Origin of the sequence: Paenibacillus sp. FSL L8-0340, assembly GCF_038593145.1 — a bacterium.
In the GTDB taxonomy this organism is placed as follows: Bacteria; Bacillota; Bacilli; order Paenibacillales; family Paenibacillaceae; genus Paenibacillus_AQ.
Window position 1 is genome coordinate 5623456 of record NZ_CP151967.1, and the last position, 24041, is coordinate 5647496.

The following is a 24041-nucleotide window of genomic DNA, read 5'->3' on the forward strand; positions in this document are numbered from 1 at the left end:
GCGTCTTATACGTTTGGGACGCGGAGCCTTATTGCTCCAACAACTTCGGATCGCGTATCGCAGTTACTAAATGTTTACAATTTGGATGAAATATCTCGTTACGTGGAAGATCGCCGATGTACCGGTAATCCCCAGGCGCGTCCGGCGTCAGCTTAACGATCATTCCTTCGTAGCCCCGGCATTTATCAATCGCGTTATGCTTCGAAATTACTCCGTAGTAAGCGCCGCGCCCGACCGCCTCATTGACGGTTGACTCGCGATTAGTGGCCGACATCTTTGTTCGCGTGACCATTTCGACGTAAACTTCCGGACGCCAACGCCTGCCCGCTGCGTCAATAATGCCGGTATCAATCGCGCTGCCGAGCGTTTTCTTCATACGCGCCACGATGTCCGCGTTAAGCGTTCGGTTACCGTTGATCCCGCGCGTGAGATTCGCACGCATTGAGTCGGCGGTTACCTGGCGGATTGCTTGCTTAACGCGACGGTCGACGTTTTGTGTAACCGCAAGTAAGTCTGCCTGTGTATCTGCCACGGCCGACGCAACAAACTCGCGATTGATCCGGTTAAACTTAACGATATTCTCCGCGTCCTGCAGCGTATCAGCAGCGCCAAGAGCAACGATAGTTCGCGCGATTCCGTCCGTCGCAGCCTTTGGAATATAGCGCTCAACCCATGCAGCAGATTCGTCGTTCAAGGAACGCAAAATAGCCGCAACCTCGGCGAGCGTAGCTTTCGCATTTGCGCGAGACATTGCAGTTAAGTCTAAGCGTGAGAGTTCTGCGCTTATCGAGAGCAACGAGGTTTTATATGCGCGGACGAGTATCTCGATATCGTAGTCGTACGTCGGGTCCGGTATAATCGGCGTCATTCGTTAAACACCGTCGATTCTACCGTTCCGACCGTACGCTCCTCGTCCGCGTCAATGCGCGTGATGATTTCCGTAGCCTGCGCGTCATCAACGCCGTCGAGCGTCTTCACGGCGTCGTGTACGGATTGCGTAGGCTTGCCGCCAGTACGGATATTAGCGACTTCGGCCGCTTCTTTTTCGTCGATCGGCAGGCCGTCGCGCCAAACGATACGCGGATAAACGGGCTCGTACGGCACCCATCCGTCTACGCCACGATTCGCGAAGTTTTCGAGTTGCATTGCGGTCCATATCGCGTCACGGAGAGCTCGGTCAACGTGCGCACGGATACGGTTGACTTTCGCCAAGATCGGCATAAATCGCGCTTTGATTGCGCCGCTGTCTGTATGCGACGTGCCGGTTCCGCCTTTATCGTTGGCGAGCGTTGTTCCGAACAACCATTGCGGCGTTTCAGACATTTGATAGACAAGGCCAAGCAGAATGTCGAGCTCTTTAAACGCAGCTTCGAGCTGACCTTCCCATACCATGTAGCCGGGAACCTGGTCCTCTTTTCCCACCGGAATATAGCGCCCGCCTCCACGTAAAGCGCCCGTAGTATTGTCGCCGTCGTCGCCGAGGTCTTCCGGTCCGTACATCCACGGATCACTGTGCTTCCACAAGATGTAGTCAATCTGCGCTAGCCTTTCGTTAATTGCGCTCAGTACGCTTTCCAGCTTTTCAACTCCGTTGATACCTTCCCAGCGGTCATCTACGGACTTGTACGGAATATGGCGGACCAGCAGTTCCGGAGTTCCCGTTTCAACTACATCAACCTCGCGGCCAGTATCGATCTTATCCCCGATAAGGTACGTAGAAATCGGAACGCCCCATTCTGAATTAACACCAGCCTCCGCGAGTTCATAGCGCTCGTACACAATATAGCCGGGAATGTAACGTTCAACCACAAGATACGGTACATATGACTCCGCTTTGCCATACAGCCAGCGCACAACTTTACCGCCAGGCTCCTCGACCCAATCGATCCATGCGACATTAATCGCTCGGAACTTCTTGCGTGAGCCGCGTGATAATTCCGGAAAGACGAGATTAGCAGGGACCGCTTCGATAATTGGTTCGAGACGTACTTCTGGCGCAGGCAGCCCGAGTTCTTCCGTTTCCGTCACGTCTGCACGCGAGGCAAAATACGTTTTCAAAAACGAGTCGCCGCGATAGCCACCTCCGATAGTAAGTTCATGCGCGGTTAACGTGAGGTCGTTCTCTTCGACGATTGAGTCAAGACGTTCTTGTTCGCGTGATCCCGGACCCTTTCCGCTCTCATACGTAGGCGGCTCACCGGTCAGCAAATCCGCCGGCTTCGTGAGTAGAATGTCCATAAGGTTAACCGCGATGAACAGCGTTTTAAGCTGCGCAGCGTGTGGCGTATCTTTCAATAGTGACGATGCGCGATCGTAGATTTCCGGATGGCGACCGTCGAATATCGTGCGGCCGCGTTTATATCGGGCCAGACGCGGTATGTCGCGAGGTGGCGGGTATGTGTTCCCCGGCTGAAAAAGCTTGTTTGACATTACGCAGCCTCCCTCGTGCTGTAGTAAGTGGAGACTTCTCGCATTTTAAGCATCTTTCTTCTCATGCCTACTGCACCGATGGGGTATAGTATCTCGGAGATGCGAGAGATGTCTCTTATATTGCGGACTGAGATTTTGTAAAGTGGACACCCTATTCGGTTTGTAATTAAAATAGAGGGTTTTACGCCGAAAGTTTTATTGAGCATGGCGGAAACCTGACTAATAAAAATACTTGATGCAGAACATATCTCGAAAGCATATGAGTAACTATTCTTACGGCCTGGGCGTTTATTAAAGTGGATACAACCGTCACCCTCGAATACGCCCCGGATAAAGTCAGCTACAAACCTTTCGGGGATGTCTGAGATGGACAGAGTTCTTGATTTTCTCTCTGTCACCCCATACCGCGCCAAGACTGCAGCGACTATGCTAGACGTGAAGCGTACGGTGTACGTAGGTTGACCCTCGTTTCTAGTCCGTGAGAAGATAGTACCCGTATAATGGACCGTCTCTGCAAGCCAGCTTATTACGTCATGGTCGATTAACTCTATCCCGACTCTCGATCTCTCGCTCACATAGCCATCGGTAGCGAGTAGTCCTAAAATGTAAAATAAATCTGAGGATTCTGTAAGAAAGAAATCTTCATCAATCAGACATGTCTTCCTCGATATTCCATAAGTTGCGGCTATTCGTTTAACACTCGCAGAACAGCAGCCGTATTTTTCTGCAAGTTCAATATAAGTTCTCCCCTCAACGGTCAGTTCTTGACGTAGAACTTCCTTTGTTAATCGTTCTGATAATAACGATCTACTCAACAGGCGTCCTCCTTCCGTTTTACATTCCTGCGGGTTTATTACGTACTTTCTTCCGTCCTGTCTTCGCAATACTAACTGCCATTTCGAGCGCATCCGGTAAGTCATCATGAGTACCGGACGGATACATTTCGAATTGCTCCAGCAATAGCGCATGTTTCCGGCTGAACTGTATCTCCCCGCTCTCAATCGCAGGCATCATTGCCTCAATTCGCAAACCCTTCCGCGAACGCTGGTATATTTCCTTGACGCGGGTATGCGCTGGATAGCCCGCAGCCTTAAGTGCTGCTTTTAGTTGCGTAACAAAAAACTCCTGCGCTGCCTGCGCCTCGGCCGCGATCGCATTCGGTTGATATCGCAGCGCCTTCTCGACGATTACACGCAAAAAAGCGTCCGGCTTTATTCGTTCGCCGAACGCATCGATAACGTATTTTGTTCCGGTCTTTTTGTGGCGCGCGATAACGACGATAGCGCTATAATCCCCCCGCGTCTTCCCCATCGCGAAGTCGACGCCCATATAAACGTCGAAAATGTCAATCGGGCGCGGATACTGCGTTAAAAGTTCGTGAATTGGCGCGCTATCCCAATACGTGAACGCCTCCGGATTGAATATCATCGACTCCTCGTCGACCGGGTTGTTCATATACTCTGTGTTAAACGCTTTAGAGTTGTTATCCCACTTCCAGCGCATCAACGTCCATATCGGCTGAGCTTCCGGCCACAGTACGACACATCCGCGTTCCATCTCCTCGCGGTTCAGCTCGTATAAGGCTTTCGCGTCAGTAACACGCTGCTCTTTCGGGCGGTCTGGGTCTTTATAAACGAGACGGCACGCTTCCCATAGGTCCATACGCTCTGGAAATTCGATGATTGCGCGATAAACTCGACTCTTAAAGTCCGACCGATTGTATAGCACGTCAACGAGCAGCGCTTCGTGATGGACCGTTGTTCCCATGTAAACGAAGGCTGTCCGCTTTCCCTTCGGATCTCCCAGCGGTACGACAGTCTGTGAGAACCAGTCTTTCATTTTCTTGCGCAGTTCTGGAGTGGCCGCGTTCGACTTAATATCTTCAAGGTCATCGCAAACAATTAAGTCTGGCCGCACACCGTTCCAGTTACGTCCGCGCAGCGCTTGATTGGCGGAGGCGGCTTCGAACTTAGCGAGTAAATGCTGCGTTCCGTCTTCGTTACGCTCCCACGCGATGAACTCCGAGCTATTATCCTTCGGATTCTCCTGTTGCTTCGGCGATAGTAACGGACCGAAGTCGCGACGGAGTTTAGCGTTATGCTTGAGCTGCAGCGATATCCAGTCGAGGTTACCGCTCGATACCGTCGGCGTCTCCGATATGATGATTCCGTATTTACGCTTGCGGTAAACGAGTTCCCGCAACGGAAACGCCTTCGATAAATACGTTGATTTAGCGTGTGAACGTGGCGCGGCGACCGCTACCTTATCGTTCGTGTTCACGTTAGAGACATCGTCCATTATGTCGCAGATTTCACGGTGAAACGCAGGCGCATCCGCGATATCTACGAGGTCGAACCCGTCCCAGTTACCGGAGTTGCCCGGATTCTTCGCTTCGCTGAAATATTCGAGTGAGAACGCAAGTAAATCGTCCTCGCACGCGTTGATTATAGTTAACCGCTCAAGCTCCGCGATCTGTTCGTCGACCGCACGCTGATCTTCGGCCGGAAGAGACGCGATATCTACGCCGGTCAGCGCAGTAACGAGTCCGTTCAAGCCGCGTATGTTTTCGTCGCGTTCGGCGCGTGCGACCCATTTTCCGCTAATCCATGCGATAGATATCGCCTCCCTTCCGTTTAATAATTACCGTTGATTTACCGTCAAATTAGCGCTTGTAATGCGCTACCCTTCCGCTTATACTCGGAAGAGGCTACGCGGGCTAATTCAACGGGGATTTAACGGGGAAATTACGCGATGCTTACGATATGATCGCGCAGTTCCGCAACCTCACGGTCGAGCTCTGCCAGTTTTCCGCGTATGTCGTGCGTTGCATATTCGTTAATGACGGACTGCTCCGCGCTGTGATACGATTCCAGTAAGTCAAGCGCAATCTGACGTAGCTCTTCCACCGCCGGCACCTCCGTAAAGTCAAACGTTATTTTTGGTGCGCGGATTGTAATACCGCCTAAATTCACTTACTTTAAGTAAGCCCTTGGGGTCTTCACCGCGCCACAGCATTAACGCGCTAATACTTTAACGTGCTAAAGCAAATCCGCAGATTATAACGATTCTAATATACACGTTTATACACGTACATGTGCACAAAATACGCGTTATGTGTATATGTCTTCATCAACAAACCGCATACCTACGCCATTCTTCCGCGCCTGCCTAGCCGCGCCGTATTCACCGCATATACATTTACCAGTACACACGGAGCAAGAACGCTATAACGGCGCGCCTTCCCGGCGATTAACGTGTACCTTCGCTTCCAGTTTATACAGCGCTGACTCTCCGCTCATACATACGTTTATGCAACGCTTATACAACGACCATGCGTTCGTATTACGTGTGATTAACGCTGTACTACGGTAAAGCGCGAAAAGTTTACGGAGGGTGCGCGCCAGGCGACCCGTGCAGGTAAAACAGGCGCATCCGAACGTATCCGAAACGTAGCCAATCGCGTTCCTTCATCTAATAGCGCAATTACTCTCCGCTTTCGGATCGCTGCTTCAACGCCTCGATACGCTGTCTCAGCGCCTCGACGTCCGTACCTCCGCTATCCTTCGTCTCAACTTCGATCTTATCCGTTAACAGACCGCTTATCTGTAGCGCTAACTTCGCCATTGCTGCGTTGCCGTCCCGTATAGCAATCGTACTCAACGAATCGACTAACTCCGGTAACTTAGCGCTGTTATCACGTATGATCGCACGTTTAAACTCCGCATCGAATGTCGCATCCTTACGCCAGTTCTCCAGCGTACGCGCTGTTACTCCGCACATCTTCGCAATCTCTTCGTATGTCTTACCGCCTTTACGCGGCTTCGCTAACCATTCGATTGCTAGCGTCTGTTCTGACGTTAATTGCTTCGCCAATATAACCGTCTCCCTTCCGTCTAATTAGCGCTTAAGTACGCTATACTTACGTTTATACTCCTGCGCTATAATAGCGCCTATATTAACGTTAATCTAACGCTATTCCTACGCCCGGGCAGAGCGTAAGAGTAGCGCTACAAATACGCGTTAGCCCATCCGTCCATAATGCGTCCGATACAACCGCGCTTAATAGCGAAGCTGACCCCCAACCACATACGCCATTTACATGCGTACACTAATCCGTCCTCTACGTATGTCGTACCGTAGCTTAGCGGTAGTAACTGCTTAACGTACCACATGCGTTACCCCCTCCGTTTACTTTCCGAACTTAATCAGCGCATATAATCCGATAGTTAACGGTAGCCATATAACGTGCATTAATACGCGTTCCCATAGCGAACAATTAAGCGCGTATGGACGGAAGTATAATCCGGTAAGTAGATACGCAATTACGATTAATGACACGATTAACATTGCGTTATCCCTCCGCTCACTGTACGTTCGCTACCGCTTTAACATCCGCGTTATTCTTTGTGGTTGACTACATGAGGTACTTCTTCGATTAATCATCATGAATATATAAGAGTTCAGTCCTTTGCAAAACCTATCTCAGTCACTGCCGTTCCTTCGAAACTATCTTTATTCGCGATTAATCTATTAATTATATAAGTTCCACGAGGATTCATGAGCGTAGCGAATTAATCCGATGTGGTAATGTTTTGTTTATTCTTACATATTCGTTATTACACGTTTGTTCTTATTACCGTCACTCTCCGGTGATTTAGGTAATTCACTGTAGAGTGATTAAGCTAATTCACTCCTCGGTGAATGACCGTATAAAGCGTCCAGATTAGCGCGTATCTGCACATCTGTCAGTTCGCTATAATACTGCGGATAGTACAGCTTGTCGCGCTTATTGGACGTATAGTCCATCGCTGACTTAACGAGGCCCACCGCCTCCAGCACGTCACACAGCGGTTTCACTCGGTTACGACCAATCCCCGTCTCGTCAGCGATGCGTTGTACGGAAGGAAACGCGCTCATATAACGATCATTATCCGGCTGTCCATTAACCATCGCTAGGAGATACGTGTAGAGAGCCGCCATATGGACGTTACCCTTATCGTATTCACGCGCGATCGGGACTAACCGGCGGAATAAATCGTGTGGAACAGGCGCGTAATGGCCCCGTTCCAAACACGCTGATTTGCGTCTTGCTGCTTCGTGTCCTAAATCACGGAATTGTTTACTCATACTCCACGTCACTCCACTCCACGTAATTTATCCGTTTACTTAATTGCGCTATACTCGTCCAATGACCGTTTAACCGCGTCGTCCTTCGCGAATAACCAGAAGCGTCCGCCAGTCTTTTCGTTAAGCCCTACGCATATATATCGATGTCCTGCAGAACGCAAGAAATGGAACATGGCGGGCGAGTAACAGTAAAGGTAATTACTAGGCAACGAGCAACTCCCCTTTCAAACTTCTTATAACCTCGCCGATCTCTTGTACAGACAGTGCGTACTTTATACGAATCATAGGAACGCCCGCCTTATCACAATATCTGTCTTTTCTACGGTCAAACTCCTGCTGGAACACGAAATTATCGCCGGCCTTACTTGCGTCTTCTCCTTCAAATACCGCCGGACGGTAATGCTGTTCCCCATCGTATTCTATAAACGCAATAGGTTCTCCGGAGAGGCCGAGCACTGCGAAGTCAAATAGCAGGGGTCTCCCGCAAACTCCGGTAACACCCTTCCTGCGTACTTGCGTTCTATATTCTAACTGGTAAAAGTCTAACCAGTATTTTACGGTTTTCTCACCAGCGGACTCACTGCCGCCAGGATCAATAATGGTATTAATATCGTACATACATTTTGGGCATAGGTCGGTGCCGTACATGCGATCTCTCCTAACAAGAGACCATTTCCGCAGCCTCCCTACCTTACCGCAAGCGTCGCATATGGGAGTAACAAGCTTTTCGCACCCCCGCGGTAAATCTTCTATTGATACCTCTATCTTCTTTATGCCAGGGCCTATATAGTACCCTCTGTCTATGTAGTATTGACGGTTGCGAAAAGCCGTACTTACCTCTATCGTCTTCTCTAAAACTCCCACTCTACTATCCCCTCCATCGTTAAAATAACGTAAGGACGTGCGGAGTATACCCGCAGCATTCGTAACCCTCACAAAATTTCCTTCATAACGTATAGGCGCAAAAATACGCTTTTTATAGGTAACGCAGTGCCTTTCCCGCGAATAAAAACGCCGTCTCCCGCAGGAAATGGCGCTATTTTTGTCGAAGTACTACGTATTACTCCACGAAAGGACTACGCATATGAGCCGATTTATGAAGCCGCTAACCTCTAACGTTCAACTGTATACTGCGCAAATAGAGCGCCTACCTATCGTTGTATTCGTAGGAAACGAACTTAAGGGCAGCGGAATTATCGAAGACATTACGGAGGTATCCGTTAAAGTGCGCGGCGAATATTACGTACGCGCAGCCTGTACGTTTAAGTACGCAAGCTAGACGGCCCGCCGCTTGATGACGTATAATACGTACATACGTTCTCACACGGAGGGATTTACGCTTATGGGCGGTCACATAACGGTTGAAGAGCGCACGATGCTGCGCGATTACATATTACTTCCGCATATCGAGGCGATGGTCCAGCGCAGCATTGACGATATTGAGCGCTCGGGCAACGTGCTCAAACGCTTATACGCGGCAGCCGGGACATATATCCAGCGCCAGATTGCGGAGGACACGCGGCGTCTCAAGGCGGAACTCAAGCGCGCAAATATCCGCATACTCGGCGAGGAGCATACGGACTTTATCTTGTATACGGAGATTAACTGTCGCGGATATCCGGAGCGCTTCGGACTCACGCGCGACGTCATGCGCACGGAGATTAGCGTACGGCTGACGCAATATGTGGCGGAGTTTGGTGCAAAGATCGCGAACCGTATTTAACACGAAGGAGATGCGTTAGTTTGATCGAAGAAACTCGCGGAATTAAGAGCTACGAAGACGTCTACGATATTACGCGGTCCGGCCGTATTATATCGAAAAAGACCGGACGCGTGTGGCACAGAAACGGTGACGAATACGGGTACGCAAACGTTCACCTCGTCAAGAACGGAGAAAGAACGCTGCGGAAGACGTTTGAGCTATGGAAATGCGCATTTCATGACGCAGCGGAGCACGAGTATAAGGGCGAGAGGTAGCACTCAAGGGTAGTAGAATTATCGATAGAGCAGCGGTTCGACTGGGCAGTGTTGATTGCCTGAAACAGTACTTTTCTTTGACTTTTAAAGTTTAATTAATGGAGGTTATCAATGGCATACTCAAAAAAATGGTTAGACATTCTTGATGAGGTGCATGACTTTAGAAATCAGGACGCCTCTTGGTTTCGGGGACACTCTAACCTAGACTACGAGCTTAATTCTGGTTTGTTTCGGTTGGATTTCGATTCGATAGAGAAGTATATATCCGCAGAAGCCGTCCTCTATAGAAGGTTCCTCAATTTAGGACACCTACATCATACCGAAAGTGATTGGAATCTTCTGTATGTCATGCAGCACCATGGTGTAATAACTAGATTGCTAGACTGGAGCGAGTCCTTTAACACAGCACTCTTCTTTGCGTTTATAAACTGGAACCCCAGCGAAGTGGCAAGTATATGGATGCTGCACCCAACAAAACTTAATTATTTGTCTACGGGAAGTTACCTTTACCGCCTTCCCCGAGAGCAACATCAAACATATGAGGATACTCTTCTCGTAAAAAAAGGGGAATTCAACCATAACTCAATCGCACTCTATCCCACGAGAAATAGCGATCGAGTTGTTGCTCAACAAGGAGTGTTTACTCTACAGGGTAACTCGATGGTGCCTCTAGACCAAGAGTTCGGAGGTAAGCTTATTGACGAAGGAAACCTAAAGAGAATACTCCTTACACCTGATTTAAAACTTGATGTAATGAAATACCTTGATATTTCTGGGGTTAATTATTATACGTTATTCCCAGACTTAGACGGGCTCTCAAAGTATATCAATGATGCATATATAAAAAAAAGAAAATCTCCTCTAAACAAGTAGTTAAACGATAAACTCCGTAAACACTGGACTTCGCAGCATCCCCGCGCGAGTCCAATTTCGTATTTTCACGCGTGCTCTGATACGCGGCTCCACGTAAACGAAATCGCGATCCTCACCGGTAATTAGCGGCTTAACGACGCCATAGAACGCCTTCTTATGCGTAGGCGACACGCCGAACTCGATAACGCCCGCCGGTCTCATGCGGCCACTATCCGTAGGCACAGACGCGAGCCAGCCGAACTCTCCCTTTTTATATCCGCTCAAGTAAACGTCGGCGTACGTCCAGTTAATGATCTTCTGCCACTGGGCACTGCGTTTACCGGTCTCGTATACGCTGTCCTTACGCTTGGCAACAACGCCTTCCATCGCGCGGGCCTCCATTTGCGCAAATAACGCCTCGCCTGCACCTTCAATATACGGAGCGACGCCGAAATGTGCGTTAGGCATCGTTAGGCTCGCGAGTATTTCCTTGCGCTCCATTAGCGGACGACTACGCAAGTCCTCGCCTTTATAGCGCAGGATGTCGAAGATAACGTATGTGACCGGGAGCTCAACGGTAAGCCGCCGTATCTTATCCGCACGTTTCGCCTGAAAGCGCGACATTACGGACTCGAAGTTGATTGCGCCGGTCTGCGGATCAACGCACGCGATTTCCCCGTCGAGCGTAATGTCATGCGGGAAGGCTGCGCTTGTACTTCCGTTGATTTCGGGATACTGGCGCGTGCATTCGTTGTTATGGCGCGTGAAGAGTTTTACTTTCGCGCTTTCTTGCGCATATATTAAGCGGTGGCCGTCGATCTTCGGCTCGTAGATATAGCGCGAATCCGAGAACGGGGCGGCCGCTGTTTCGAGTAACATCGGAGAAATAAACACGTAATCACCTCAACGTTAATTATAACGCGCGGCGGGCGTTCTTTGAGGCGGTAAGTTATGGAACGCAAAAAAGACCGAATCCTCTCCGGTCTCGCTCGCTAATGTTCGTTGCTTCCTTATTGTTTTGTGATAGGTTCATTAGTCTGCGCGTTAGTTGCTTTTGCTTTCTTCTGCTCATCACGCACTCTTTGTACAATTGCGTGCAAATCTTCGTAAAGCTCGCGGTTATTGCCGCCATACTTCGTCATCAATCTGACGAGCTCAATTTCAAGTCCCGTAAAATCCATCGTCACCCCCACCTCCCTCTACGTTATTTTAACCCCCCGCTATCTCACGCGTCTACCAATAACAACGAGAGTTCAAAGTAACTACCACAAAGCCGCCCGTTCATACCGCGTCTCTTCCTCCGGTAACAGCAACGAAAAATCCGTACGATTGGTCCGTCGTTAGCATATATGCGCATCAACCAACCGTCCGCCTCCATAATGCGGCGATGTCTCAACGCCTCATCTACGCTATCATATTCGTACGTCACCGTTACAACCCGTTTAATCCGTTTCATTTACGCAGCTCTCTCCGTATTTCTGCTTGCGCTTTCGCCCGCATCTCGCGATTAAGCGCCTTATAAACGTGATTCCTATACGACAGCAGCCGGTAACGACGCCAGCGCCAGCGGTCATACTCCGGATCAGCCCGCAGCCTTTCCGCGTATTCCGCCAGCTTACGGTCGAGGTAGGCGCTGCGGTCAACGGAAGTTTTAGCGCGAGTCATCGGCCCGCCTCCGCTAGAACCGTATCCAGCGCAGCCAATACCGTCCGCACGTTACGGACCTTCGTGAACGGCGAGTAGTCTGCGTTAATAATGCTACGTATCATTCCGATTGCGCCGGCGTAATAGTTTCCGTTGGATTCGCGGATTATGTCGAGCGCGAAGTTGAGTTCGAGTTTCATACGTGTTACCTCCGTTATGTAATGCGGATTCCCGCGACGGCCTTGCGACCGTCCGTCCGCTGGAGCCGTCGTCAGGCGGATAGTATTGCATACTCACAGTCTGATATAGAAGCGAATTCCCTACCTTCAAATAACTTACTAATAACGATGTAGTATCTTGAATTGTCCGCCCTTAAAACTTTGTGAATTGCATATCCTTTAAATGAGCAAACATATGCGCTCTTCATCGTGCTTCCCCTCCCAGTTTAGAGCCATCGGCTATGGTTTAGAGGGGCCGGAGCCCCTTGTTATCTGACTTCCATGTATCTCCGTGTGTGCGCATCCTGCCATCCGTGTTCTAGGACGAGAGACTTACAATAACGCCGTGCTCGCATTTCAGCCATTTTCCACTTGGTGCTTACGTTACAGCTATGGCCGTCCGCTTTTGCTTGCGTTTCGTATCCTTGGATTTCCTTCATTGTTTTATAGAATCCGTTCCAAGCTGTCTCTCGTTTCATCGTTTTATCCCTCCCGCGTATGCCCGCCGGCTAAGTTTGTTACGTTTACCGTACCACTTATAACGTAAATATACACCGTTACGTTTAACGTGTCAACACATTTCGGTACTTTTCCCGTAACAAATTATACGCTATACTTAACGCAGGAGGTGGCAATTGAATGGCCGCTTATAAAGTCCGCCTTAAACTCGACGCTATCCTGAAAGAACGTGGCATTGGCGATCGTGAGTTCGCGCGCATGACCGGAATCCGCCATCCGTCCGTAGGTGAAATGCGCGCCAACAAGACGCTGCGGCTCCCGTTGGATAATCTCGCGATAATCTGCGAAGTACTCGACGTTGAGATAACGGATATACTCGAACTAGAAAAAGAGCCGCGCGATTAAGCTGCGGCCTTTTTCTTCGTCCTCTCCGCGAAACACGCTTTTGCGCGCAAACAGCTCGTCGCGTATTTCTCCGTACTCCTTTCCTAATCGGATCAGTGCACTTATAGTCGATTCAACATCGACGACCTTACGTAAGTCCTCTGTACTCAGCGCGTCTCGCAGTGGCTCATCATCGCCGAGTCCGTAGGCTTTACGCATTCCGACCGCGTCAGTATCGAATAGAATGCGGTATACTAGATTCGTAAATGTAGCGTATTCGAACGGCTTCCCCTTGAGGCTACCGCGATAATAGGTTTGGATTGCGTCGGTTAAACGCCTGCGTTCGCGCTTGGTGATTTCGCGCTCAACCGCCCACTGGCGCTGTTCTTTGTCTGCAATCTCCTCGACGTTGAGGAGGTAGTTGCGAACAGAGCGTGCGACTTCGGATTCCGTGAGCAGCATACCGATACGGAGGAGGCCGCGTCGGGATAGGAGAGTCAGGGACGGAACTGATCGGAGGTCTGGTTCAAGCTGAACCAGTGCTCTAAACTCCGACAACTGCTTGGCCCTTAAGACTCGAAGCTCGCTGTACTCGTTAAATTCAGACCGACTCCGTTTAATAACGGTACGAACTGTCTCTACCGGAACCTCGTAAAAGTTCGCGGCCATTTCGACCGTCACCTCCAGCGTCCCGGCCAGAACCGGCACAACCTTTACGCGCTCAAGGACGCTGTCTTTAAATACGTAATCATCGCGCATATACCGACTCTCGGTAAGAACAACCTCGTTTTGATGTCCGCTCATTATGCTGCCTCCCTTACGTAACGCTCCGCATCTTCTTCTGCCGGTTCTACCGTAATCTCATTCACCGCGCTCATATCCGCCAGCCAACGCGCACCAATCCCGCGCCGCTGCGTAAACTCTTCCGTAAGCTCCCCGCCCGTTTCGCGCAAGTTATACGTAATCTCCGGTCCCGGTGCTGTGTCACGTTTGTACTGTGCTGCCCGCGCTTTATTGCGGATCTTAGCGTATTGGTCAACGAGCATGCCTTCGCCTTTGCTGCGCTTTCGGCGGCTTGGTGCGCTGTAATTCCGCCCGTCGACGCCGTAATCCTCCGCTGCAGCATCCGAAGCCTCGCCGCCCTGTCGTCGCGCAAATTGGTGCTCGGATAAGAACGGATACTCCGTGTTGCGCGTTTTCATCCGGTCCGTATCCGTAAGCTCCTCGCGCAGAATGTAGTCGCTCAGGCGCTCAAGTTCCGCCGCGTCCGGAAAGGAACCTACGCTATCAAAGTATGCGTCAGTCAGCGCATGGACGGCCGCCATCCGTTCGGGCCGATCCGTAATATTCTGCGCGATCAAGTCCGTCACTGCAGCGTGAAATTCCGTTTTGTAATCGTTCATTTATGCCGCCTCCGTTTCATCATCGAGCGCATATTCTACGTCAATTTCTCCGTAATTCCACTTGCGGTAAACGGCCGCGATCTTCTCAGCCGCTTCATCTACGGACTGCTTAACGGTCGGCTGCGTAATCCCCATCTGACGCGCTGCCTCTGCTTGCGTAAGGTCGACGCCGTATACCCACGCAACGGACTCCGCCTGGCGATCCGTGAGGCCTGCGCTGCTGATTGCGGAATTTAAGTCAACGAGCGTATCCACGGCGTTATAGTCTCCGAGAAATTGCGCGCTGTTAATGTGGTGGCGATCGCGCAGCAGCTTTTTAACGCCGGCTGCGTCATTCAATACGTAGCGCACTGCGTATGTGCGTGCGCCCTTTTCTACGTCGATTTTTACGGAACCCATATGTGACCGCCCCTTTTTCGTTGTTTTGCGGAGACTGACGCTAGAGACGCGGCCGCGTCTTATGTGAACGAAGTCGCGCGCCATATCTCCGCTATTATGAATTTTTCTAACGTTGAAATTAGCGAATACTAATCCGCAATCGTCCGCTCGATTCCGAGTTCCGCCCGTATATACTCGTCCTCGCAACGTCCTTCGTGCGTTCTGTATCCGCCGGTAAATGACGTACACACATCTCCTACGTAAATCTCGCCGTCACACCAGGCGCAGTATGCGGATACTCTCGGTTCATCAGGCGGTTGGAAGCGTTCGTCCAGCGGGCTCCACATTCGCGCTCACCTCCGTTTTACATGCCGCTAGAAAACCCGCGTTATATCCGATCTCCCGACCGGCTGCATATCCGCGATCGTACGCGTCGCTCACGGCTTTCGCGATAGTTGCATCGTATATCGCGCGTTCTGCTCCGCTCATTATGCCGCCTCCTTAAGCGTTAGATAATCGGCAGAGGGCAGCCGAAGGTAGCCCATAATCTCATCAATCTGCGCATACAACTCCGTCAGCCCCGCGTCATTCACCACGGTAAAGTCCGCCGCGTATCCGTCGAGAGCTGTTTCCGTTCCGTGCATCAAGTCCGCATATTCGAACGTGTCACCCGATTCGACTGCGCGCTGGATGCGGAGGCCGTCCGGGGCTACTACGCGGATGAGGACGTAGCTGGCGGATTGGAGCGCTGAGAATTCATTTGGCTGCCTGCAATCCGTGAGCACAACGGGAGCGTCCGTACCACTTACCGGACAGTTACGTGAGTATTCGATGTTCTCGAAGCACGCGTCTACCCACACGTTCTCTCCGTAGTGTTCGCGCATAAACTGACCGTGAAATTGATAGCCGGCGCGAGGTTTAGGATCACGAGGAATCTCCGGATAACGGCGGTGGAAATCGCGTTTGAGCTCGTCACCGAACGCGAACCGTGTGTAGCCGTACTTGTCCGCGAGATAATCGCCGACCGTATCCTTACCGCTGCGAAGGCGGCCGAGGAGCGCGATATTAGGCAACGTCATCAGCGCTCACCTCCGCCCAATTTCCGTCCGCGTCAAGCGCAACAACTTGCGAGGGTACGGCGGTTATCTTCGCTACGGCATATTGCGGAGACTTTTCGTAGTGATAGCGCAGGGCCAGCTTAGCCGGACCGCTTGCTGTGTACGCTTTGGTATGCGCAATCTCTCCGGTAGATGTGTCGATGATTACATACGCCGTGTAAGCCGTCATATTACGCAACCTCCTTGCACAGGGAAGACGCAATGTCCTCCCGGCTGTCATCGATAATTTGCGCGCCGTGTCTTACGGCAGTGCTGCGGTAAGTGTGAGTGTGAATATCTAGTGTACGATCTCCGTCTGCGCCAACGATTGCCTTGCGCCCGTCACCGCTGTTACTCGGGTAAAAAATGATATCACCCACGCGGACCTCCGGCGGCTGCGGCACGCTCAGATACTCCGCAGGAACCGTCAGGCCGAGCGCACGGTGCAACGCGATTGCACGTCCGATATGCGCATTGAACGTCTCGCCTGGCGCACATTTCGCGGTACCCTTCGCCCAAACTTCTCCGCCAATCCAGCGTATGAGCGCGACTACAGTACGTTTTTCCGCGTTGACTACGAAGTTGACCTCGTCGCATGCAGAATAGTCGCAGCCTCTTGGGTAGAACGACATCACGCCGCCGCTCAACGTATTGACACGCATAATCTGCGGAGTCTTCGTTAGCGCCAACACGTCAGCCTTCGCGCGCTCAACGATTTCGTCGCGTATTTGTTGCGCGGACTTAACCGGCGGAGCAGCGAACATTTTAGCGGCGAGATCAGCGTATGCGTCGGCGGTACTCGGCGATTTACTGAACGTAGGCGGCGCAGCCTCAACGGGACCGGACGCAACTTTCCGCTCAGCAATCGCGGATTCCAGCGCGGTGATCTTCGCTTCGGCCTGCGTGAGTCGGAGCGCAAGGCTGGCGATATTGGCGGCCGCTTGAGACTCCGCAGGTTGAGCGGAGAGGAGTGGCGCGTGTTCAGCAGTTGCGACCGGCTCGAGTACGCGGCGCGCGTTAGGATTGACGGACCACTTTCCGATAAGGTACACGTAGTCATTGCCGCATCCGTTAAAATCAACGTCATTGTCCCCGCAATAAACTCCGACGGTACCAACACGGAAAAACTCCCCGTCTGAGCCGCCGCTACCGCTGCGGTCATTTACGATAATCACGCGCTCGCCCAACGCAGCCTTACGGTCGACTAGGCGGAAGCGCTCACGTTTTCCGCGCGGTTCGTCCGTTTTGATTACGATGATATCCGTAGGTTCGAGGACTGCGTAGTCCATTTCTTTAACCGCCCACCAGTCGCGCTTGTCGAGGTATTCGGCGGTATTTACGCTTCTGATGCGTACAATCTCACCATCAGGGAATCGGTGACCGCAGTTGTTGTCCACAATCTTAACGAGTTCACCTACGCACGCCTTCCGCTTAACCTTGCGATACTCACGCATAAGGCCGCCGAGTGATTCGTCGGGGAGGAGCGTAACTCCGTGGATATCTGCGGGCATAATACGCAAGCCGACTTCGTTAATGATATGGCGTTCTCCGTTCGCTGCTTCTACGACCCATAATGTAGCGCCGGGGTAACCGGTAAGATGCGGACCTGACGTTAGTAGCGTTACGATGTCGCCATTTTCCAGCTTCTTGCGCGAGTCCTTTGAATCACTCGATGCGGCCGCTTCGGGGTATCCGTGTCTCTCGGCGAAATCTCTATACGTTGAGAAGCGTCTGCCTTTTTCTGTAATCTCCGCTTTTCTACCGTCAATAATTTTCGTCATTAATAACCGTCTCCCTTATCGTATATTCCCACCGTTGGCGCGGCGGGTTCTTGCGTGTCTGGACGGAAATTTGCCCGTTATTCCCGTCCGTCTAGCGGTTAATCCTGCGCATCCAGCAACGCCATTGTCGCGCCATCTTCCAGCGTCTGTATAAGCGCACGGCGCTCCGTGTAGTTGACGCCGGAAACCGCGCTGTACGTATCCTCCGTTAAGCGGCCCGGTCCAAGCGCAGCCAGGACAACGCCGGTTACGTGGCCAGCCCGCGCCAGTCGAGCGTAGTGTTCGAGTACGTCGGCGACCGGATTAGGGAACTGAATTATTTCTGCGCTCATTAGCGTACCTCCCCTACGATAAGTACCGTCTGTCCTGTATCCGCGAGACTTGCGACATATTCTCCGGAGTAGACTGCGCCTTGATGAGCGTTGAACTCATACCGCGACTTAAAGCAAACGTAGCCGGAGTCCTCGTGCGGCGTAAACACGTACGCGGCTGATTCGATCATATCGCGCTTAGTCATTCGCGCTCCCTCGCTTCCGCTGTCAATTGCGTAACCATAAACGTGTGAAACAGGTCGCGCAGTTTCTTCGCCACTAGGACGCGTTCCAGTACGAATGCGTAAAGCCGTACGAGTCCGTAAATCCCGGCCGCCACCAGCGCAAGTACTCCGATTAGGCCGAGCGTCAGGACTGCGTAATAGGCGATCGCCATGACAACGTAGATCATTCGTCAGCCTCCTTTCGCGTGAGATTGTCGAGCGTGTTGCCGACGATTGATAGCGCGACAACTACGAGGATTGCGAAGATGTACGGATGCTCTGCGATAAATACGTTCATTCTGCGTTCACTCCTTCCGTTGTGACTCCGCTGCTACCGAAGCCTAATGTCCCGCGCTCGCTCTCCGCTAATTCCGTGACGACTTCGAAGGATGCACGATAGACTGGCGCGATTATCGCTTGAGCGATGCGATCTCCTTTGCGGATAAGATACGTCGGGTCGCGGCGATCTTGCCAACCGTGGCGCGTATACTCTCCGTCAAGGGTGTGTACGTATTCCGACTGATCGTACGTTACCTCTCGTTCGTTAAGGTCAATTTCGCGCGCTACCGGCTGCGCTATGTTATCGATCAATACGCAAATCTCGCCGCGATACGATGAATCTCCGGTCCCTGGCGAATTAGCTACACGCAACTTCGTGTTAGCGCTGATACCGGAACGCGGACGCACCTGCAGCTCCGTACCGACCGGCAGCTCTACGCAGATACCCGTCCGCACCTTAACCGTCTGACCCGGTTCGACTACGTAATCCTCTTGCGCTACCAAGTCGAAGCCGCTATCGCCTGGCCGCGCATACTTCGGTAACTCAGCGCCGGGCAGCAGCGTTATCTTTACGTTAACTTCGTTCACTCTCCGCTCACCTCTCCGTAATTTATCGAGTAATTCCGTGCGCTTACGCTTTCTGTCCGCCACGATGTCCGCTTGCTTGCGGTCGGGTACGCGCCGAATCATTCCGCAGGCTCCAGCGCCGTTATCCGCATAATCGTACCGCCGCAGTGTGCGCGACTCCTTTTCGCGGAGCTTAGCGAATCGTGCGCCTTAATCGAGGGCTTCGTACTACTTCCGCCACCCTTCGGATACCCTGTGACATTTCCGTCAACATCAACGTGGGCTAATACGTAAAGCTCCCGTCTAATTTCCAATTACGCCACCTCCTGCGCGGATAACTCCGCCTTGATCCCGTCGAGCATTTCCGTAAGCTGCGCGAGAAGAACAGCGTGCGACTCTTCGTCCGTAATCTGCAGCGCATACTCATCCGCGCATTCGATCAATTCGCTGATCTCCGCGTCCATTACCTCCGGAATCTCAAATCCGGAATCGGACAATGTTACCGCGTATGAGCCGAGCGCTACGATTGCTGCCGTCAATTTAGCGTTCACTTTTCCGCCTCCCGTTCCTCAATTACGTAAATCTGCCCGCGCTGTTCGATGATATCGTATTTCACCGCGTCGATAACGCCGCCCGGACGGAGTGTTACTTCGTGGCGGACCGCGACTGGCTCCGGATACACAGCGTTAAACACTACGCCGAGCAGTCCGACAAGCGCGAGTGACGCGAATAGTACGCCGCTTCCACGCTCTTTCGCCGACCACGCCACTGCCGCAAGGATGCCGAAGATTACGAGAAATACGGCTGCCGAAGCGATGGTAAATACGTCATATCGAACACCGCCGCCAAACGTATTCAGTACGTCCATTAAGCGGCCTCCTTCGCTTCCACAGCGCCATAGTCAACGTCGGTGTCGTCGATGATTGCGCAGTTTATAATAGCCGTGTTCATTCCGTTGGTGAGGCCGTACGATGCGGGATAGGGTGACGGTCTACTGGCGATCACTCGCGTTTCACCGACGTATGCCCCGCTGACTTTGCGGATAACTGCGCCAGCATACGCTTTCTCCGGTTGCGGTGCGTCCGTATACTCGGTCGGCACCGCCAGACCCAACGCCTTCCGTAGCGCGATCGCTTTGCCGATTTCCGCGTGGAATACGTCGGCTGGCGAACACTTTGCGATTGCCTTAGCGCGAACTTCCGCCGTGTCCCCGTATACGTACCGGATTAGCGCTGTCACTGCGCGTTTGTCGCGGTTAACGTGAAACTCCGCTTTGTAGAACGTATTCTCAAACGGAGTGCCTTCCGGAAGGTCCGAAGAAGAATCGCCGCCAATCCGCAACAACTCCGCAACATCAGCGGTCGCCTTCGCGATAACCTGCGCGCGGGTCAACTTCGGAGTAATCGGCGCGAGTTTACCGTCAGTAACCGTAAATAGCGGTGCAGGCGATGGCGGGGACACTTGCGATTCCAACTCCGGCAGGATCGCGCGAATGGCTGCGGCGTTGTCTACGACGAACTGGCGGAAGGCTGCGTAGAGGGGATCGACGGATAGCGGAGAGGCTACGGCGGTTATCGGTTCAAGAACGACGTACTCTCGGTCATGCGCTAGGAACTCGTAATCCTTTCTACCCATGAAGCGTGTGTACCCGTCGTGGTCAATCCGTGTAATCGTAAATACGTCGCCATTTTCGTAATGTCCACCCGTATACCCCGCCGCCACGATCTTAATCCGTTCCCCCACCGCTGCCTTACGTTTAACTTCGCGATAATTTACGTTTACCATTAACAACCGCCTCCTGCGTTTTATTTGGCGCTTCTTCCGCGCCTTACATTTGGTATGACGTGAGCCAAACGGATAACGTACACTCTTGCGTAAACTTTTTCCGTCGGCTCCGCGCCTTACATTATGTATGCTCCCGCTAAGCAGGCTTCCGCACACTTTCGTAAATAAAAAAAACGTAGGGCCGGCGGAATTAACCGCTAGTCCTACGTTTTGCCTCCGCTAGTTTCCGTTCATACTTCGCCAACAATCCGCCATATACCGCGATCGCACGTTCAATCTCCGCGATTTCGGCGGCTTGGGCCTGCGCTAGTTGCTGCGTGAGGCGGTCAGGCTGCGTCATGTCAGCGCGTCCTCAAGCGCTGCCCTCGCGCGGAAACAACGCTGAGATATTGCGCCGAGTAAGAAGTGCGCTTGCGTCCACATTGCGCGAGTTTCCGGGTCTGTTACGCGCTCAATATCTACGTACTCTTGTACCGCGTATCCGATGCCCTCGTCTTCGATGATATCCGCTAATTCTGCGTTATCAAACATCCTCATGCCGCAATCCCTCCGATTTCATCGATTAAGTTCTCGCGGATCAGATACGCTAAAATAATCGCGCACGCATCCGAGTCGTCATAGCCGGCGCTGAATTTGTAATCCGGAGCCAACCGCAGATAACGACGCACCGCCTCCGCCACCTGCGCTTTCTCTGCGTTGCCGCTTCCGGTAACGAGTTTTTTAACGGTCTTAGGCGAAATGTCGTCGATTACGGCCAGGCCCAGGCGCGAGAGGGCCCGGTCAACCGCTGACCACGCGCCATGCACCTTATCGTTCTGCTCAAAATTGCGGCTAGGCGGCCATATCTCGCGAACAATGGCGCTGTCTGGACGATGCTGGCGGAAGAATAGCAGCGCGTGAGCTTCGATGACCTCGTATCGCAGAGGTCGGTCCTCGCTGGCGTCCGTCTTAACGGTTGACGTCGCGACGAGCGTCGGCACACGGTTTTTAACGTCGATGACCGCAAAGCCCGGTGAGGTTAGCGATAGGTCGAGTCCGGCATGGCGCGCGGTCGGCGTTTTAGGCTGCACTGGTTTCTTCGCGATTGCCTCCGCCTCCTTCCGCCTCTATTAGCGCAAGCATACTGACGCAAGATTCCGCCAGCATTTCGGACAGAACCGGAGCATACTCCGCCCACTTCACACCGAAACCAATGTCGCGCAGTCCGTCGAATACCGCATTAGCTTCGCGCGGAATCCCTGCGATTACCTCACCGCCGGACACGCGCTTGAGGTGCTCTGTTAAAAGGCCAAGCGCTCCGAAAACGATAAACTCACGCACGAGTGTTTCGTCCATTATGCCACCGCCTTTCGGAATGTATATTCGCTATTCTGCGTCCAAACTACGAGTTCGCTAGCGCCGGCCAATACGTTCGTAACCGGAGAAGTCCGCAGCAGCTTATTGTAATCGTCGCGGTATACGAGGAGTAGCGCCTGGCCGACCGTACAGTTAAGGATTTCTACGCGCTGGCCTTTGCGTTGGGCCTCGCGTTCGTGCGCTGTTCCGTCGAGATTGCGGATGGATTCGATTACGTAGAGTTGCGACATTACGCGGCCTCCTCTTCGCTAATTTCCGTAACTCCCGCGAGGTAATTCCGCAGACTCTTATGCGCTGCTTTCCCCGCCATCGATCCGTGAGCCATCGCCGACTCCGCACGCTGCAGCAACGCCAAATTACCCGCACTAAGTGTGGCCGCGCAATGTCCGCGGAAAGCGCAGAATCCGCATTTATCCGTCATCTCAACGGTAACGGACGGAACTTCTCCGGCGTATACGAGCGCAGCCTGTCGTGCTAAGTCGTTGAGAAGCTGCGTCTTCATTACGTCCGTAATCCGGACATAGAACGCGCGCATGTCCGTAAGGGGAGCGCCCTCTTTCCACGTTTTTTGCCCCTTCGTAACAGACGACGACTCCTCGTCCGAAAACCACGATGGCTTATGCGTGGACTCATATACGATGAGCGCCTCGTCAATTCCGAATACGAGTGACTCCGCTACGACCTGGCGTTTGTGATCGTCCTGCGCGCCTTTATAATCGAGCTTACCGTTCATCGGCCGCAGACCGCTCGCCTTCGTTTTATACTCGAAGATAATGCGGGAGCCGTCCGGAGCATAGTCGAACTTACCGTCGGGCTTAGCGGTAATGGCGAACGAAATGAGCTCGCCTGTTTCCGGATGCGGATGCGTAAGTACCCGCCGTTCCTGCGCCGCGTCTTCGAAGTCCCATTCGCCATTGTCGCGGACAGCCATTGTAAACGGCGCAGATTTACCGAGGCGCTTCGGCATATGCAGGATATCGAGTTGAACGTAATCGACGACCGCTGTGCCCTGGCGGCGCTGCCGTCCTCGGAACGGAATGTCGGCGGACTTCTCTGCGCGCGTGCCTTTATCGTTCTTAAAGTAGAGTTGGCGGTCACACATATTCGTACCGGATGCGCCGAACGTTACGAGTCCGTCGTTAGGATACGGCTTGTATCCGATATGGCGAAGTTTCTGTTCGTAGAATTTCCGTTCAAGCGTGCTATCGTAAAATGACGTATCCGGTGACGCGTAATAAGCATCCATTTGCGTTAGGAAATCGTTAACTAGCGTCTCTGCTCGTGTAATATTAAGCCGCCTCCTTTAGGATTACGTTCAAACTCGCAAACTCCTTGAACACTTCTATAGCCTTTCTGTTGTACGCCTCCGCAGCTTCTTCCGCAGTTACAAAGTACCCAAGACTGTGCTGGAGGCCGTCGATAGTGATGTGCGCCCGCCACTTCTTCGCCTTTCCGCGCTTATAGAAAGAAACACCTCGGTATCCTGATGTGTTATGAGCATGAATTTTACTATTGGCTGCGTTTTGTTGAAACGTCGCCGCTCTAAGATTGCTCCGACGGTTATCTAGCGGGTTACCGTTCACGTGGTCAACTACGACTCCGCTTTCGTGTACGGGCATTAGTTGTCTGTGCATGTACTCCTTACTTCTGCCCTTAACCTTTCGGATAGCATATCTACCATCGTACAACCAGTGAAAAATCGCTAGTTCCTCGTAGTCCTCGTCGTCAACGAGCGCGACCTTTCCTTGTGTTAGCGGAATTTCCCGCAA

At 52.2% G+C, this 24041-nt stretch carries 37 protein-coding genes; 5 read left to right on the top strand and 32 right to left on the bottom strand.

What is annotated here, in order from left to right; all coding sequences use genetic code 11:
- Window positions 1-28: 28 nt before the first annotated feature.
- From NST07_RS25700 to NST07_RS25735, 8 genes are all read right to left on the bottom strand, one after another.
- The gene (locus tag NST07_RS25700; protein ID WP_342480411.1) at window positions 29-868 is read right to left on the bottom strand and encodes a phage minor capsid protein; all 840 of its coding nucleotides are present in this window, start codon (window positions 866-868) and stop codon (window positions 29-31) included.
- Window positions 865-2430 carry a portal protein gene (locus tag NST07_RS25705; RefSeq protein ID WP_342480412.1) on the bottom strand — a complete coding sequence of 522 codons (1566 nt, stop codon included), beginning with the start codon at window positions 2428-2430 and terminating at the stop codon, window positions 865-867. The genes NST07_RS25700 and NST07_RS25705 overlap by 4 nt, the downstream gene beginning before the upstream one ends.
- Window positions 2430-3245 carry an LAGLIDADG family homing endonuclease gene (locus NST07_RS25710; protein ID WP_342480413.1) on the bottom strand — a complete coding sequence of 272 codons (816 nt, stop codon included), beginning with the start codon at window positions 3243-3245 and terminating at the stop codon, window positions 2430-2432. Before NST07_RS25710 ends, NST07_RS25705 begins: the two co-directional genes overlap by 1 nt.
- A gap of 19 nt (window positions 3246-3264) precedes the next feature.
- Window positions 3265-4983 carry a phage terminase large subunit gene (gene terL, locus NST07_RS25715; RefSeq protein ID WP_342480414.1) on the bottom strand — a complete coding sequence of 573 codons (1719 nt, stop codon included), beginning with the start codon at window positions 4981-4983 and terminating at the stop codon, window positions 3265-3267.
- 191 nt (window positions 4984-5174) lie between these two features.
- Window positions 5175-5336, bottom strand: coding sequence for a hypothetical protein (locus tag NST07_RS25720; RefSeq protein ID WP_342480415.1), 162 nt, complete (start codon window positions 5334-5336; stop codon window positions 5175-5177).
- Between the two features lie 577 nt (window positions 5337-5913).
- Window positions 5914-6303, bottom strand: a complete 390-nt coding sequence (locus tag NST07_RS25725; RefSeq protein WP_342480416.1) for a phBC6A51 family helix-turn-helix protein — start codon at window positions 6301-6303, stop codon at window positions 5914-5916.
- An 804-nt stretch (window positions 6304-7107) separates the two neighbouring features.
- Window positions 7108-7557: a hypothetical protein gene (locus NST07_RS25730; RefSeq protein WP_342480417.1), complete on the bottom strand. Its 450-nt coding sequence runs from the start codon at window positions 7555-7557 to the stop codon at window positions 7108-7110.
- Window positions 7558-7758: 201 nt separating this feature from the next.
- Window positions 7759-8421, bottom strand: coding sequence for a hypothetical protein (locus NST07_RS25735; protein WP_342480418.1), 663 nt, complete (start codon window positions 8419-8421; stop codon window positions 7759-7761).
- A gap of 220 nt (window positions 8422-8641) precedes the next feature.
- Between NST07_RS25735 and NST07_RS25740 the strand changes: the two genes are divergently transcribed.
- The 4 genes from NST07_RS25740 to NST07_RS25755 all read left to right on the top strand — a co-directional run bounded on the left by NST07_RS25740 (window position 8642) and on the right by NST07_RS25755 (window position 10407).
- Entirely contained in the window at window positions 8642-8836 is a 195-nt protein-coding gene (locus NST07_RS25740; RefSeq protein ID WP_342480419.1) for a hypothetical protein, read from the top strand.
- Window positions 8837-8851: 15 nt separating this feature from the next.
- Window positions 8852-9280: a hypothetical protein gene (locus NST07_RS25745; protein ID WP_342480420.1), complete on the top strand. Its 429-nt coding sequence runs from the start codon at window positions 8852-8854 to the stop codon at window positions 9278-9280.
- A gap of 20 nt (window positions 9281-9300) precedes the next feature.
- Window positions 9301-9534 carry a 3-ketosteroid-delta-1-dehydrogenase gene (locus NST07_RS25750; RefSeq protein ID WP_342480421.1) on the top strand — a complete coding sequence of 78 codons (234 nt, stop codon included), beginning with the start codon at window positions 9301-9303 and terminating at the stop codon, window positions 9532-9534.
- A 111-nt stretch (window positions 9535-9645) separates the two neighbouring features.
- On the top strand, window positions 9646-10407 hold the full coding sequence (locus NST07_RS25755; protein WP_342480422.1) for an FRG domain-containing protein: 762 nt from the start codon (window positions 9646-9648) through the stop codon (window positions 10405-10407).
- Here the strand turns inward: NST07_RS25755 and NST07_RS25760 are convergent, their stop codons facing one another.
- From NST07_RS25760 to NST07_RS25775, 4 genes are all read right to left on the bottom strand, one after another.
- Window positions 10408-11280: an ATP-dependent DNA ligase gene (locus NST07_RS25760; protein WP_342480423.1), complete on the bottom strand. Its 873-nt coding sequence runs from the start codon at window positions 11278-11280 to the stop codon at window positions 10408-10410. It abuts the gene before it with no gap.
- A gap of 116 nt (window positions 11281-11396) precedes the next feature.
- A complete protein-coding gene (locus NST07_RS25765) occupies window positions 11397-11567 on the bottom strand; it encodes a hypothetical protein (protein ID WP_342480424.1) in 171 nt (56 codons plus the stop codon).
- A 271-nt stretch (window positions 11568-11838) separates the two neighbouring features.
- Window positions 11839-12051: a hypothetical protein gene (locus NST07_RS25770; protein ID WP_342480425.1), complete on the bottom strand. Its 213-nt coding sequence runs from the start codon at window positions 12049-12051 to the stop codon at window positions 11839-11841.
- Window positions 12048-12230, bottom strand: a complete 183-nt coding sequence (locus NST07_RS25775) for a hypothetical protein (protein ID WP_342480426.1) — start codon at window positions 12228-12230, stop codon at window positions 12048-12050. The genes NST07_RS25770 and NST07_RS25775 overlap by 4 nt, the downstream gene beginning before the upstream one ends.
- A gap of 657 nt (window positions 12231-12887) precedes the next feature.
- On the opposite strand from NST07_RS25775, the gene NST07_RS25780 reads away from it, so the two are divergent.
- Window positions 12888-13112 (top strand): helix-turn-helix transcriptional regulator, encoded by a 225-nt coding sequence (locus tag NST07_RS25780; protein WP_342480427.1) that lies wholly within the window; start codon window positions 12888-12890, stop codon window positions 13110-13112.
- On the opposite strand, the gene NST07_RS25785 is transcribed toward NST07_RS25780, so the two are convergent.
- From NST07_RS25785 to NST07_RS25880, 20 genes are all read right to left on the bottom strand, one after another.
- On the bottom strand, window positions 13089-13895 hold the full coding sequence (locus NST07_RS25785; protein ID WP_342480428.1) for a hypothetical protein: 807 nt from the start codon (window positions 13893-13895) through the stop codon (window positions 13089-13091). The two genes, NST07_RS25780 and NST07_RS25785, sit on opposite strands and share 24 nt — an antisense overlap.
- The gene (locus tag NST07_RS25790; protein ID WP_342480429.1) at window positions 13895-14494 is read right to left on the bottom strand and encodes a hypothetical protein; all 600 of its coding nucleotides are present in this window, start codon (window positions 14492-14494) and stop codon (window positions 13895-13897) included. Before NST07_RS25790 ends, NST07_RS25785 begins: the two co-directional genes overlap by 1 nt.
- Window positions 14495-14845: a sigma factor-like helix-turn-helix DNA-binding protein gene (locus NST07_RS25795; RefSeq protein WP_342480430.1), complete on the bottom strand. Its 351-nt coding sequence runs from the start codon at window positions 14843-14845 to the stop codon at window positions 14495-14497.
- 176 nt (window positions 14846-15021) lie between these two features.
- Complete coding sequence (locus tag NST07_RS25800) at window positions 15022-15219, bottom strand: hypothetical protein (RefSeq protein ID WP_342480431.1); 198 nt, start codon at window positions 15217-15219, stop codon at window positions 15022-15024.
- A gap of 141 nt (window positions 15220-15360) precedes the next feature.
- Window positions 15361-15951, bottom strand: coding sequence for an adenylate kinase (locus tag NST07_RS25805; protein ID WP_342480432.1), 591 nt, complete (start codon window positions 15949-15951; stop codon window positions 15361-15363).
- On the bottom strand, window positions 15938-16159 hold the full coding sequence (locus NST07_RS25810; RefSeq protein ID WP_342480433.1) for a hypothetical protein: 222 nt from the start codon (window positions 16157-16159) through the stop codon (window positions 15938-15940). The genes NST07_RS25805 and NST07_RS25810 overlap by 14 nt, the downstream gene beginning before the upstream one ends.
- Window position 16160: 1 nt before the next feature.
- Window positions 16161-17750, bottom strand: a complete 1590-nt coding sequence (locus NST07_RS25815; protein ID WP_342480434.1) for a hypothetical protein — start codon at window positions 17748-17750, stop codon at window positions 16161-16163.
- A gap of 98 nt (window positions 17751-17848) precedes the next feature.
- A complete protein-coding gene (locus NST07_RS25820; protein WP_342480435.1) occupies window positions 17849-18082 on the bottom strand; it encodes a hypothetical protein in 234 nt (77 codons plus the stop codon).
- The gene (locus tag NST07_RS25825; RefSeq protein WP_342480436.1) at window positions 18082-18267 is read right to left on the bottom strand and encodes a hypothetical protein; all 186 of its coding nucleotides are present in this window, start codon (window positions 18265-18267) and stop codon (window positions 18082-18084) included. Before NST07_RS25825 ends, NST07_RS25820 begins: the two co-directional genes overlap by 1 nt.
- Complete coding sequence (locus NST07_RS25830) at window positions 18264-18473, bottom strand: hypothetical protein (RefSeq protein ID WP_342480437.1); 210 nt, start codon at window positions 18471-18473, stop codon at window positions 18264-18266. Before NST07_RS25830 ends, NST07_RS25825 begins: the two co-directional genes overlap by 4 nt.
- A 106-nt stretch (window positions 18474-18579) precedes the next feature.
- A complete protein-coding gene (locus NST07_RS25835; protein ID WP_342480438.1) occupies window positions 18580-19152 on the bottom strand; it encodes a deoxyuridine 5'-triphosphate nucleotidohydrolase in 573 nt (190 codons plus the stop codon).
- A 98-nt stretch (window positions 19153-19250) separates the two neighbouring features.
- Window positions 19251-19445 carry a hypothetical protein gene (locus NST07_RS25840; RefSeq protein WP_342480439.1) on the bottom strand — a complete coding sequence of 65 codons (195 nt, stop codon included), beginning with the start codon at window positions 19443-19445 and terminating at the stop codon, window positions 19251-19253.
- A complete protein-coding gene (locus NST07_RS25845) occupies window positions 19446-19682 on the bottom strand; it encodes a hypothetical protein (protein WP_342480440.1) in 237 nt (78 codons plus the stop codon).
- Window positions 19679-19999 carry a hypothetical protein gene (locus tag NST07_RS25850; protein WP_342480441.1) on the bottom strand — a complete coding sequence of 107 codons (321 nt, stop codon included), beginning with the start codon at window positions 19997-19999 and terminating at the stop codon, window positions 19679-19681. The genes NST07_RS25845 and NST07_RS25850 overlap by 4 nt, the downstream gene beginning before the upstream one ends.
- Window positions 19999-21072, bottom strand: a complete 1074-nt coding sequence (locus NST07_RS25855) for a hypothetical protein (protein ID WP_342480442.1) — start codon at window positions 21070-21072, stop codon at window positions 19999-20001. Before NST07_RS25855 ends, NST07_RS25850 begins: the two co-directional genes overlap by 1 nt.
- Before the next feature lie 377 nt (window positions 21073-21449).
- Complete coding sequence (locus NST07_RS25860; RefSeq protein ID WP_342480443.1) at window positions 21450-21986, bottom strand: crossover junction endodeoxyribonuclease RuvC; 537 nt, start codon at window positions 21984-21986, stop codon at window positions 21450-21452.
- Window positions 21976-22251 (bottom strand): hypothetical protein, encoded by a 276-nt coding sequence (locus tag NST07_RS25865; RefSeq protein WP_342480444.1) that lies wholly within the window; start codon window positions 22249-22251, stop codon window positions 21976-21978. The genes NST07_RS25860 and NST07_RS25865 overlap by 11 nt, the downstream gene beginning before the upstream one ends.
- Entirely contained in the window at window positions 22251-22502 is a 252-nt protein-coding gene (locus NST07_RS25870) for a hypothetical protein (RefSeq protein WP_342480445.1), read from the bottom strand. Before NST07_RS25870 ends, NST07_RS25865 begins: the two co-directional genes overlap by 1 nt.
- A complete protein-coding gene (locus NST07_RS25875) occupies window positions 22502-23518 on the bottom strand; it encodes a hypothetical protein (protein WP_342480446.1) in 1017 nt (338 codons plus the stop codon). Before NST07_RS25875 ends, NST07_RS25870 begins: the two co-directional genes overlap by 1 nt.
- Window positions 23519-23561: 43 nt before the next feature.
- Window positions 23562-24041 carry an HNH endonuclease gene (locus tag NST07_RS25880; protein ID WP_342480447.1) on the bottom strand — a complete coding sequence of 160 codons (480 nt, stop codon included), beginning with the start codon at window positions 24039-24041 and terminating at the stop codon, window positions 23562-23564.

Bases quoted from the DNA above. Each gene is read 5' to 3' on its own strand.
- NST07_RS25850 (WP_342480441.1), bottom strand. From the start codon at position 19,999: ATGGACGTACTGAATACGTTTGGCGGCGGTGTTCGATATGACGTATTT.
- NST07_RS25740 (WP_342480419.1), top strand. From the start codon at position 8,642: ATGAGCCGATTTATGAAGCCGCTAACCTCTAACGTTCAACTGTATACT.
- NST07_RS25815 (WP_342480434.1), bottom strand. From the start codon at position 17,750: ATGACGAAAATTATTGACGGTAGAAAAGCGGAGATTACAGAAAAAGGC.
- NST07_RS25755 (WP_342480422.1), top strand. From the start codon at position 9,646: ATGGCATACTCAAAAAAATGGTTAGACATTCTTGATGAGGTGCATGAC.
- NST07_RS25820 (WP_342480435.1), bottom strand. From the start codon at position 18,082: ATGAGCGCAGAAATAATTCAGTTCCCTAATCCGGTCGCCGACGTACTC.
- NST07_RS25810 (WP_342480433.1), bottom strand. From the start codon at position 16,159: ATGACGGCTTACACGGCGTATGTAATCATCGACACATCTACCGGAGAG.
- NST07_RS25875 (WP_342480446.1), bottom strand. From the start codon at position 23,518: ATGGATGCTTATTACGCGTCACCGGATACGTCATTTTACGATAGCACG.
- NST07_RS25825 (WP_342480436.1), bottom strand. From the start codon at position 18,267: ATGACTAAGCGCGATATGATCGAATCAGCCGCGTACGTGTTTACGCCG.
- NST07_RS25790 (WP_342480429.1), bottom strand. From the start codon at position 14,494: ATGAACGATTACAAAACGGAATTTCACGCTGCAGTGACGGACTTGATC.
- NST07_RS25775 (WP_342480426.1), bottom strand. From the start codon at position 12,230: ATGAAACTCGAACTCAACTTCGCGCTCGACATAATCCGCGAATCCAAC.
- NST07_RS25865 (WP_342480444.1), bottom strand. From the start codon at position 22,251: ATGGACGAAACACTCGTGCGTGAGTTTATCGTTTTCGGAGCGCTTGGC.
- NST07_RS25700 (WP_342480411.1), bottom strand. From the start codon at position 868: ATGACGCCGATTATACCGGACCCGACGTACGACTACGATATCGAGATA.
- NST07_RS25805 (WP_342480432.1), bottom strand. From the start codon at position 15,951: ATGACGTTGCCTAATATCGCGCTCCTCGGCCGCCTTCGCAGCGGTAAG.
- NST07_RS25780 (WP_342480427.1), top strand. From the start codon at position 12,888: ATGGCCGCTTATAAAGTCCGCCTTAAACTCGACGCTATCCTGAAAGAA.
- NST07_RS25830 (WP_342480437.1), bottom strand. From the start codon at position 18,473: ATGATCTACGTTGTCATGGCGATCGCCTATTACGCAGTCCTGACGCTC.
- NST07_RS25770 (WP_342480425.1), bottom strand. From the start codon at position 12,051: ATGACTCGCGCTAAAACTTCCGTTGACCGCAGCGCCTACCTCGACCGT.
- NST07_RS25785 (WP_342480428.1), bottom strand. From the start codon at position 13,895: ATGAGCGGACATCAAAACGAGGTTGTTCTTACCGAGAGTCGGTATATG.
- NST07_RS25765 (WP_342480424.1), bottom strand. From the start codon at position 11,567: ATGGATTTTACGGGACTTGAAATTGAGCTCGTCAGATTGATGACGAAG.
- NST07_RS25730 (WP_342480417.1), bottom strand. From the start codon at position 7,557: ATGAGTAAACAATTCCGTGATTTAGGACACGAAGCAGCAAGACGCAAA.
- NST07_RS25705 (WP_342480412.1), bottom strand. From the start codon at position 2,430: ATGTCAAACAAGCTTTTTCAGCCGGGGAACACATACCCGCCACCTCGC.
- NST07_RS25745 (WP_342480420.1), top strand. From the start codon at position 8,852: ATGACGTATAATACGTACATACGTTCTCACACGGAGGGATTTACGCTT.
- NST07_RS25800 (WP_342480431.1), bottom strand. From the start codon at position 15,219: ATGTGGAGCCCGCTGGACGAACGCTTCCAACCGCCTGATGAACCGAGA.
- NST07_RS25870 (WP_342480445.1), bottom strand. From the start codon at position 22,502: ATGTCGCAACTCTACGTAATCGAATCCATCCGCAATCTCGACGGAACA.